We start from the raw sequence: 10,969 nt of genomic DNA on the forward strand, positions 1-10,969 counted from the left end.
GAAAAAAGTCCTTGTAGAGATGGAAAGATATGATTATTCGCAGTATACTGAAAAAGATGTAATGGCAGCCCTCTCGCATGATAACTGCACTGTCGAGGACTTCAAAGCACTGCTTTCACCTGCGGCGGAACCGTTCCTTGAAAAAATGGCAGAAAAGGCAAGACTAGAAACACAAAAGCACTTCGGTAATACCGTTTATTTGTTCACACCGCTGTATATTGCAAATTATTGTGAGAATTACTGCGTTTACTGCGGTTTTAATTGCTATAACGATATAAGACGTGTTAAGCTGAATATGGAACAGATAGAGCGTGAGATGAAGGTTATAGCCGAAAGCGGTATGGAGGAAATACTCATACTGACAGGTGAAAGCCGTGAAAACAGTAGCGTTGAATATATAGGTGAAGCTTGCAAGTTAGCACGTAAATATTTCAGAATGGTAGGCGTTGAAGTATATCCATTAAATACAGACGAATACAGGTATCTTCACGCGTGCGGTGTCGATTATGTTACGGTATTTCAGGAGACATACAATGCTGACCGATATGAACAGCTTCACCTTCTCGGACATAAGAGAGTGTTCCCATATCGTTTTGAAGCTCAGGAGCGTGCTCTTATGGCGGGTATGAGAGGTATAGCCTGTTCAGCACTTCTCGGACTATCCGATTTCAGGAAGGATGCTCTTGCAAGTGCACTTCATGTTTATTTTCTGCAAAGAAAATATCCTCAGGCTGAGATATCACTTTCATGTCCTCGACTTCGTCCAATAATTAATAATGAGCAGATCAATCCCCTTGACGTACACGAAAAGCAATTGTGTCAGGTACTTTGCGCTTATAGGATATTCTTGCCGTTTTGTGGCATTACAGTATCATCACGCGAAAGTGAGATCTTCCGGAACGGTATAGTAAAGATTGCTGCTACAAAGATATCTGCTGGAGTATCTACAGGTATCGGCGATCATGAAAGCAAATACACAGGAAAGGAGTCGGATTCAGCAGAAGGTGATGAGCAGTTTGAGATAAATGACAGCCGAAGCTTTGACAAGATGTATGAGGATATGTCATCTGAGGGCCTCCAGCCTGTGCTGAATGATTACTTGTATGTCTGATATAATATGCGTAACTTCGCGGAAGCTGTGCTCAGGAGACTTTTTTAAACAGCTGAAACTAATTGTAGATTCAGGACCTAGGTATATTATTTTGCGGGAAAAGGATTTGAATGAGGAAGAATATGGTGGACTTGCCGAAAAAGTTTTAAAGCTGTTCCAAGGTAATAAGACAGAGCTTTTTCTTCATTATTATTGGAAAAAGGCTTTATCGCTTGGTGTCGTGAATATCCATGTTCCTCTCAATAGACTGAGGGAAATGACGGATACGGACAAAAAGAATTTTTCATGCATCGGTGTATCCTGTCATTCTGTGGATGACGCTCTGGAAGCTGTAAGGCTCGGAGCAAATCATATTATAGCTGGTCATGTATTTATGACCGACTGTAAAAAAGGTCTTGCTCCACGAGGACTTGACTTTCTGCGCGATGTCTGTTATAGTGTTGATGTACCTGTTTACGCTATTGGTGGTATAACACCGGAAAATATCAGTGCTGTTCGGAATTGCGGAGCTGCCGGAGCCTGTGTAATGAGCGGATTTATGCGATGCTTAGACCCAAAAGCGTTTATAGGCGAGTTTGACAGGAAGTGATAAAATTGAAAATAAATAAACAGAAGCTTTTGCTTTATGCGGTAACAGACAGAGGTTGTCTGAACGGGAAAACTTTGGAATATGCTGTTGAACAGGCTATCCTTGGTGGCGCAGGTGTTATTCAGCTGCGTGAAAAGAACATAAGCGAGGACGAACTAATAGAGAAAGCTGGAAGGCTTCTGATAATATGTCGCCAATACAATGTTCCTCTGATAATAAACGATAATTACAAAGCGGCTCTTAAATGCGGTGCTGACGGTGTACACGTCGGTATTGAAGATGATACTGTTGAAAAAATAAGAAGTATTGCCGGAAAAGATTTTATAATCGGAGCTACTGCAAAAACTGTAGAACAGGCAAGGCTTGCTGAAAAATCAGGAGCTGATTACCTCGGTGTTGGTGCGGTCTTTCCTTCTCCGACTAAAACAGACGCTTTAAGGATAACTCCGCAGCTGCTCAAAGAGATATGTGGCAGTGTCGATATTCCGTCTGTTGCCATAGGCGGTATCACAGAGGAAAATGTCAGTGAGATAAAAGGCTGCGGTCACAGTGGTATAGCTGTAGTTTCAGCTCTTTTCGGAGCTGATGACGTAAAAAAAGCGGCAGAATCCCTTATCAGCGAAGTTATTAAGACTATATAATATCTGAAGAAACAAAAAAGCTGCATGGCTCAAACCGTGCAGCTTTCGCATATTTTTATTTTAAAGGAATAAGCGTATTGAAAACAGCATAAAAACTTAGAGGGATATGCTTATCTATATGGCATTTCCCGAAGAACCACTTCTTATAGTTGCAGGTTCTGATTATTTCATCAAAAAACTCATGCATTTCAAGCTTTTCAAGAACATCTACGCCAAGGCAGTCTTTAAGCGAAGCTGGTGGCTCATGTGTGATTATATAGTCGACATTATATTTGTTTTCTTTAAGATTAGCGATACCATCAATTATTTCCTGATGCGTTGGCTGTTCACGCTCCCACCAGTCAATGTTTTTTCTGAAGTCTATATCTTGACTATGACCACCGCCAAAGGTGAATATCTTTTTCTTTTCTATGGTATAGACTTGTCCGCGCATAAGGTGAAATATGTTTTTTTCAATTTTCCTGATTTTGCCGCCATTCCATGTCTCAACAGGATATTTTTCGAGAATGTCATAGTTTTCGTGGCAGCCGTCAATAAATGCAATCCTGAAATTTTTTTCCGAAAGCTTCTTCAGATTCGACCTCTCTTCTTTGGAATTGTTCCATAAAAAGCCGAAATCACCAGCAACAATAAGAGTGTCGCCGAAAGACAGCTTTTTCATTTCAGGGCTTTTAAAACGCGTGATGTCTCCGTGCATATCTCCGGTAACAAAGATCACTTTAAAACCCTCCGTTCTTTTGTTCTTTTACGGCCTTTTTTTATCTGCGCCGTTTTTTTGTCTACATATCTATTGTATCACATTTTTATCAAAAGGTAAATAGCTAATAAAAAAATGAAATAAAAAATTTTTTTGATAAACCTCTTTTAAAATCAAAAAAAATCTGTTATAATATTATGGTATGAACTTAAATGCATAAAAGTTTTTGGCTTTAGGGATAATGCATATTGTTATAGATTTTTACATATTTGATGCCTTATCAAATATAGCTTATATATTTAATTATATGATTTTTTCTCACGAGAAAAGGAGTTAAAATGAAAAGAATAGTGTCAATCATTTCAGCACTTTTCATGGTTCTTCCGTGTATGTGCTCTTTCAGTACTAAAGCTGTCAATTTCCAGCTCGATACGACAATAATGAGCGAATCAGCTGTTCTTATGAACCTTGATTCAAATACAATTATTCATCAGAAAAATGCAGATAGGAGACAGGCTCCCGGACCGCTTGTAAATATAATGACCGCCGTAGTCTGTCTTGAGAATTATCCTCAGCTTTCTGATCAGATAACGATAGATGAATCTGTCTATGATTACCTTTATAATATTGAATATCCTGATGATCTTCTTTTTGCTAATATAGAGGACGGCGACGTTCTGACTCTGACAGACCTTCTTTACGCGATGATGCTGACGTCTTCTGTTGAAGCAGCTGAAACTATTGCATATAAGGTTGGTGGAAACGATTCCGCTAAGTTTGTTGATATGATGAACGAAAAGGCTGCTGAACTGGGGTTGGTGGATACTCATTTCACTAATGCCCATGGTATGTACGACCCTGATCAGTATACAACTGCCAATGATATGACAAAGCTTACAGTCTATGCTCTGGGGGTTCAGGGCTTTGAAAAGATCGCAACAACTTATTCCTATATTCCTTCTGTAAAAAATGTTAAAAACCATCAAGATCAGGAGGAATGGATCTGGACTCATTCAAATATTATGATGGAACAGGAAGGAAATTACGGCTACAGCGGAGCCAAAGGTATAAAAACGGCGAATCTTGAGGTAGCCGGCAGAAACAGCGTTATTATTGCTAGCAGAGACGGAAACAAGTATCTTTCAGTACTTATGAAGTCTCCTCTTAAAAATGAAGATGGTGATTTAACATTTTATCATCTGACCGACGCGATGAAGCTATTCAACTGGGCTTTCAAACATTTTTCTTATCAGGTTATTCTTGCCGATACCGCGGAAGTTGGAGAATTGCCGGTTGAACTTGCTGAGGGAAATGATTATGTGTTGGTAAAGCCGAAAGAGGAGTTTACTCTTTTGTGGTATGACGAAGTTGATATATCAACTATAAGCAAGGATAAAGTGGTATGGTATAAAAATACTCTACAGGCTCCTGTTACGAAGGGGGAGCCGCTGGGAACTATTACTCTTGAATACTCCGGAGAGGAACTTGGAACTGTAGAGATAGTTGCGGTAAGCAACGTTGAGCGGTCGACATCAAAATATAATGTTTATGCTGCAAAAATGTTCAAGAAATCAAGATGGTTCCATAAGGCACTGCTTATCTCATTCCTTCTTTGCGCATTATATATCATTCTTTGTATTTATTCCTATATTGTTTTCAAGAGCAAGTCAAAACCAATGAAGCCTATATATGCTGTTCCTAAGATCAATAACAAGGATAAGCGCAGGAGAAGACAGCCACCGGAAGACAATAAATGATTTCTAAAAATATCAAACAAAATACCGTACAGCTCAGCTGTACGGTATTTGTATCATAATGTGATGAATTTACTGCTTGAATAACCGATTATGCCGTTATAGTTTACAACATACCAGTCATTTGTTTCACCGTTTATCATTACAGATGCTCCATCAGGCATAGAGCCGATTATCTTTCCTGAAAGATCGGGATAAGTTCTTATATTCAGTCCGCATCCGTTCGTAGTCACGGTGCCCCACCTGACTGCTCCTGCCTGTACAAAGGGGATCCCAAAGTAATCACAGAGTGAATCTGTAATATTACGCGCTATATTTTCAAGGTTGTTTTTGAGCCATGCCTCGTCTGCATAGTTATCATGATAACCAAGCTCGCATAGTACAGCGACAGCCTTGGTGCGCAGAACTTCTCCGAGACTGTATGTTGGGACAGCTCTAACTTTATCCGGCAGGGGATATATAGCTTTAAGATTATTGGCGATTATATTTGCCAGCTTTTCACTAAAAATGCTTTTAGGTGCAAAGTATATATCAATACCGCGTAGCCTACCTGATAAATTCGAGGGAGCAGCATTTGAATGAAGAGCAAGATGCACATCATAACTGCCGGTGTTTGAATCTGATATTGCTCCGGTTACATTTCTTGCAGGATCATTACGGACAAAACTGATACCACAGGCTCTCAGATATGGCTCCATGCGGTCGGCAAGCAGGTTCATATAAAGCTCTTCATTACCGTCAGTAGCATACTCGTTCCATTCCTGTGTGGAGGGACTTAAAAAAATCCTTGGCATAAAAACCTTCCCTTCAATAGAATTGAGATAGATCTCTATTTATTTTATGCCAGGATTAAATAAATGTTATTTGAAAACACTTGACTTTTTGTGTTTAAAGCGTTATACTTTAAATGATAAAAGAAACGGAGGTAGGTTATGAACATACTTGTTATAGGTCTCGGACTTATAGGTGGTTCAATGTGTAAAGCATTGAAAAAATATACATATCATACAGTTTCAGGCTGTGACCTTAATCATGACATAGAAATTGCGGCGCTTAGAGACGTTGCGCTCGATTCTGTGTTTGACGGCGATTATAAAGGATACGATCTTATTGTTATAGCACTTTTCCCTGAAGCTGCTGAGAAATACTTCGAGGAAAATGCAGCAAAATTTGAAAAAAACACACTTGTAACCGATGTATGCGGTATAAAAGGTGTTTTTTCTGAGCGTATGGATAAAATAGCCAAGGATAATGGGCTTGAATATATAGGCATACATCCTATGGCTGGCAAGGAATTCGGCGGGTATTACAATAGTACAGCCGATCTTTTCGTAAAGGCTAACTTTATTATTGCTCCTTTTGCTGACAGCAGTGAGAAAAATGTGGAAATGCTCAAATGTATCGCCAAGGAGATAGGCGCAGGAAAGATAGTTGTCACAAGCCCGGATAATCATGACAAGATGATAGCATATACCTCCCAGCTTGCACATATTGTTTCAAGCGCTTATGTAAAAAGCCCTGAGCTCGGACTGGAATGCGGATTCAGCGGAGGCAGCTTTCAGGATATGACACGTATAGCAACAATGAATGAAAAGATGTGGACTGATCTTTTTATGCAGAATCGAGACAATCTTTTATATGAGCTTGATACGCTCATATCAAATTTACAGCAATACAGTTCCGCTCTGAAAAATGCCGATCCAGATACTCTTAGAGCTCTTATAGCAGAGGGCAGGGAACTCAAAGAAGAGAATCTCAGGCACAGAGTTGGTCAGCCTAACTGAAAAAGTGCTTCTCAAAATCAGGTTTCAGAGCTTTTATTTCAAGCTTGTTGAGATAATTCAGAGGCGAATCATCAGGGAGTTCGAATTTCAGAGAATATGCGCAGAGCATCTGATGAAAAACTCCGTAACGCTTGTTTACAGCGGTAATTCCGTATTTCCCGTCGCCGAGAACTGGTGCACCGATATGTGCAAGATGAGCTCTTATCTGATGTGTACGACCTGTATATAGGGTTATTTCCACAAGGGAAAGAGGCTGCTTCGACGCAAGCACACGATATCCTGTTTTTATTGGTCTGTAGCCTTCTGCAGGCGAATCAACGATCTTTACTGTGTTTCTTGCTTCGTCTTTTCGGTGATATGCCGTGATAATTGCACTGCTTTCCGGAAGGGGAGCAACTGTTATACAGTGATATATTTTATGAACAAAGCCGCTGCGTATAGCTTCGTTGATTTCACGGAGAGCAGCGGCGTTTTTTGCAGCTGTTATAAGACCACAGGTATTGCGGTCAAGTCTGCTGCATAGAGCCGGAGCAAAAGAACTTTCGCTGTCTGGAGCGTATTCTTGCTTATCATACAGGTATTTTTTTATACGGTCTATGAGCGTATCTGTCATTGGACTTCCGTTTGAATGAGAATCAAGCCCAGAAGGCTTGTTTACAATGATGATATTCTTATCTTCGTAGACGATATCAATATTGGGAGTAGAATCTAGAAAGCTCATATCATGCTTCTTTAGAGATGATATGTCATCTTTAACATATACGGTGACAATATCGCCGGTATTAAGGCGCGAGGAGATATCGCATCTTTTTCCATTGATTTTTATATCTTTTTTTCTTATGAGCTTGTACATCATACTTTTCGGAAGATCTGGAAGAGCTTTTGTTAAAAATTTATCCACTCTTTGACCGCTGTCATTATCATTTATAATAAATTTTTTCATTTAATTATACCTCAAAAATTACATAAATGTATCTATAAGTTACAAAAAGATTTCAAAAAATTCTTCATACTTTACAAAATTAACTCTTTCGACCGATTTTATGAGCAATAAAGGTTGAAATAGAACTGTAACTATGTTATAATTTACAAAAAGACACGTATAACCAGTTTTCTTTTTGTGATGTTACGTAAAGGAGTACGATCAGTTATGAAGATGTTGAAGAATTTGATTTCTATATTGATCGCCTGTGCTATTACGGGCACCGGTTCGGCTTTAACTGTATTTGCTTTAGACAATAATAATAATAACACATTTTTAGAGGAAAGTAAAGCAGTTGGAGCGGTTTCAACGGAATTAGATGACACGTATGTTGAAGCAGCTGATAATTCGTCATTCAATGTGTTTGATATCTACGACGCACATGAATCCTATTCCAAGTCTCATTCCGGAGAAAAGAGCTATATGTATAAAAAGAGCGAAGGAATAGACGTTTCCCGCTGGCAAGGCGATATAGACTGGGAAAAGGTAGCTGCGACAGGTATTGATTATGTTATAGTCAATGCAGGATATGGAAAGGAACTTTACCAGAAGGATCCAAAATTTGATGAAAACATGCAAGGGGCTCAGTCTGTAGGGCTTGACTGCGGCGCATATTGGTACAGCTATGCCCTGAGTGTTGAAGATGCTTACAAGGAAGCAGAGGTCTGTTATCAGGTAATAAAGGACTATGACTTTACATATCCAATTTACTTTGATATTGAAGACCCAAGCCAGAAAAAGCTTACCACAGCAGAAGTATCGGCTATTATCGAAGCTTTCTGCTCAACGCTTCAGGCGAAAGGATATTATGTTGGATTGTACAGCTTCTCAAATTTCCTGACTACAAGAGTATATGAGGAAGTTCTAGACAAATATGATATATGGGTCGCTCATTTCAAAGTAGAGGCGCCTTCATATTTCAAAGATTACGGTATGTGGCAGTACACCAGCGAAAGCTCTATAGATGGAATTAAAGGTCCTATTGACCGCGATCATTGCTACATTAATTATCCTTATATAATTTCTCCTGATACTTATGTTTTCGACGGATCTGAATCGGGTACAAGTAAATCGCTTTATCCTGTAAGTGTTAATAAGGGTGTTGCCTGCGGTATTGATGTTTCCTTATGGCAGGGCGAGATCGACTGGGAACAGGTCGGAAAGTCTGGTATAGATTATGCTATGATACGAGCTGGATACGGTGATCTTCCCACTCAGAGAGACAAATACTTCGACGACAACGTTGCGGGTGCTGAAATGGCAGGGCTTGATTACGGAGTTTATTGGTACAGTTATGCTGATTCACCGGAAGATGCAGTACAGGAAGCGGAAGCCTGTTATGAAGTAATAAAGGATTATCGTTTCTCTTACCCAGTATACTTCAATATTGAAGATACATGCTTTGCTGATCTCAGCATTCAGGAGTTGACGGATATAGTCAAGGCGTTTTGCTCTACTCTTGAAGCAAAGGGCTATTATGTGGGAATAAAGAGCTATGCTAATTTCCTGAATACCAGACTTGATAATTCAATCTATTCAAAATATGATGTCTGGGTATCACATTACGGAGTTTCAAAACCTGGGTTCAAGAAAAGCTTCAATATGTGGCAGTTCAGTAATGAAGCAAATGTAGATGGTGTCAACGGACCTGTAAACTGCAATTATGCTTATCTGGATTTCCCGAGCATAATGAAGGAAGCTCATCTTAACGGTTTTTGATATGAAATTGTATATGCATACCGTAAAAAACGGTATGCATATTTTATATAATAGGAGCGTATATGGTAGAATTTATAACTGGTCCCGCAGGAAGCGGCAAGACTACCCTTATGTTTGAACGTATTAGGGAGAGGTGTGCAGATGCAGAGCGTCTGTGCATCATTGTACCTGAACAGTTTTCACAAGACTTTGACAAAAATCTGTATTTTTGTCTTGGAGCAGAGAACTTCAATGAGCTTTTCTCGCTAAGCTTTACCGGACTGGCAAGACAGCTTTTTCAACTTTACGGCGATCCCGGAAGAAACGGTGATTATGCTGGAGATATGGCGAAAATAATACTTATATATCAAGCTATAGATAATGTATCTTCAGGTCCAGAAGCCTTAAGAAGCTTAGGTAAGCAAAGCAGATGTAACGGCTTTGCCGAGGAAATGCTTAAACTCATAAAGGATATAAAACGCTCTGGCGTAACCGCTGAAGAGCTGTTCAGCAAATCTCAGTTGCTTGACAGACGCCTTATGGACAAAACAAATGATGTTGCACATATTTATATAGAGTATCAGAAACTTATGAAGGAATATGGTTTCAAGGACGAACTCGATAACATCCGTGAGGCAGCAAAGGTCGCTGCATTGAACAGGTATTTTGAAGGAAAGACCGTATTTCTTGACGAATTTGATAGCTTCACTGCAGATCAGTTTGAAATGCTCAGAGTTATTATTTCCTCTGCCGAAAATGTTTTTATTACTCTTAGGACATCAGATGTTAATGCAGGAGAATATACTTTATTTGAAACAGTAAATGATACCTACAGGAAGATAACAGCTATATGTCGAGAGTTTGGCAAGAAAACGAATATACACATGTGCTGCGAGTGCTATCGTTTTCACTCTGTCGACCTTGAATATCTCAGCAGAAATGCTTTCAGCAACAATATACCAGATAAAGAAGAAGTTAGACCGACTAACAATATAAGGATATTTGAAGCAAGGGATATGTACAGTGAAGCAGAGTATGTATGCGCTTCCATTAAGCGTATGATATATGAGGACAGAGCTCTACGTTATCGTGATATTGCAATTATTTCAAATGATATCGCTGATTATTCCGGTGTACTCAAGGCTGCGTTCAAAAGATATGATATACCGTATTTCCTAAGCATTGAAAAGTCGGTTAGTCATACGGCTGTAATGGCATATTTTTCAGCGCTTATCGATATTTTAAGCAGTCGGAAGATACGCTCAGAACAGATATTCAGAATGCTAAAAAGCGGACTTCTGGATGTTTCGCTGACTGAGGTTTCACTGCTTGAAAATTATTGCTATAAATGGGACGTTGATGGTAATGTTTTGAGCGAAGAGTTTAAAGCTCCAGACAGCTGTCTTACTGTGATTGAAGAAGTTCGTAAGCGGGTGATCGTACCGGTCATAGAGCTAAAAAAACGTTTGAAACGGAGAATTACTGCTTCAAGAATATGTGCCCTGATATATGATCATCTGGTAGTATGTAAAGCAGAGAAAAATACTGCACGTCTTATGGAAGCTCTGATAAGGCAGGATAAAGATTATGAAGCGGCAGAGCTGAAAAGGCTGTGGGGATGCCTTATTGATATACTTGACAGCATAAATGATACGCTTGGAGAACTTGAATTGAGCTTCTCTGAGTTTTCAAGGCTTATCTGTTCAATGATCA

The 10,969-nt window shown here is 39.4% G+C and carries 10 protein-coding genes; 7 read left to right on the forward strand and 3 right to left on the reverse strand.

Annotation, left to right across the window (positions count from 1 at the left end):
* From thiH to thiE, 3 genes are all read left to right on the forward strand, one after another.
* Nucleotides 1-1,111, forward strand: a 1,111-nt coding sequence (gene thiH, locus J6U00_RS14935) for a 2-iminoacetate synthase ThiH (RefSeq protein WP_296583211.1), incomplete at its 5' end; no start/stop codon positions are given.
* Nucleotides 1,104-1,700, forward strand: coding sequence for a thiamine phosphate synthase (locus J6U00_RS14940; RefSeq protein WP_296583213.1), 597 nt, complete (start codon nt 1,104-1,106; stop codon nt 1,698-1,700). The genes thiH and J6U00_RS14940, both read left to right, overlap by 8 nt.
* 5 nt (nt 1,701-1,705) lie before the next feature.
* The gene (gene thiE / locus J6U00_RS14945; protein ID WP_296583215.1) at nt 1,706-2,341 is read left to right on the forward strand and encodes a thiamine phosphate synthase; all 636 of its coding nucleotides are present in this window, start codon (nt 1,706-1,708) and stop codon (nt 2,339-2,341) included.
* 55 nt (nt 2,342-2,396) lie between these two features.
* Here the strand turns inward: thiE and J6U00_RS14950 are convergent, their stop codons facing one another.
* On the reverse strand, nt 2,397-3,059 hold the full coding sequence (locus J6U00_RS14950) for a metallophosphoesterase (RefSeq protein WP_296583217.1): 663 nt from the start codon (nt 3,057-3,059) through the stop codon (nt 2,397-2,399).
* A gap of 317 nt (nt 3,060-3,376) precedes the next feature.
* Between J6U00_RS14950 and J6U00_RS14955 the strand changes: the two genes are divergently transcribed.
* Complete coding sequence (locus J6U00_RS14955) at nt 3,377-4,795, forward strand: serine hydrolase (RefSeq protein WP_296583219.1); 1,419 nt, start codon at nt 3,377-3,379, stop codon at nt 4,793-4,795.
* A gap of 53 nt (nt 4,796-4,848) precedes the next feature.
* On the opposite strand, the gene J6U00_RS14960 is transcribed toward J6U00_RS14955, so the two are convergent.
* A complete protein-coding gene (locus J6U00_RS14960; protein ID WP_296583221.1) occupies nt 4,849-5,586 on the reverse strand; it encodes an SH3 domain-containing protein in 738 nt (245 codons plus the stop codon).
* 138 nt (nt 5,587-5,724) lie between these two features.
* Between J6U00_RS14960 and J6U00_RS14965 the strand changes: the two genes are divergently transcribed.
* Nucleotides 5,725-6,576 carry a prephenate dehydrogenase gene (locus J6U00_RS14965; protein WP_296583223.1) on the forward strand — a complete coding sequence of 284 codons (852 nt, stop codon included), beginning with the start codon at nt 5,725-5,727 and terminating at the stop codon, nt 6,574-6,576.
* On the opposite strand, the gene J6U00_RS14970 is transcribed toward J6U00_RS14965, so the two are convergent.
* Entirely contained in the window at nt 6,569-7,519 is a 951-nt protein-coding gene (locus J6U00_RS14970) for an RluA family pseudouridine synthase (protein WP_296583226.1), read from the reverse strand. The genes J6U00_RS14965 and J6U00_RS14970 overlap by 8 nt on opposite strands.
* Before the next feature lie 207 nt (nt 7,520-7,726).
* Between J6U00_RS14970 and J6U00_RS14975 the strand changes: the two genes are divergently transcribed.
* Nucleotides 7,727-9,277 carry a glycoside hydrolase family 25 protein gene (locus tag J6U00_RS14975; protein ID WP_296583229.1) on the forward strand — a complete coding sequence of 517 codons (1,551 nt, stop codon included), beginning with the start codon at nt 7,727-7,729 and terminating at the stop codon, nt 9,275-9,277.
* Between the two features lie 62 nt (nt 9,278-9,339).
* Nucleotides 9,340-10,969: GTP-binding protein (locus tag J6U00_RS14980; protein WP_296583231.1), on the forward strand; the 1,630-nt coding region annotated here is incomplete at its 3' end.

Source organism: Ruminococcus sp., assembly GCF_017650195.1.
Lineage (GTDB): Bacteria > Bacillota > Clostridia > Oscillospirales > Ruminococcaceae > Ruminococcus.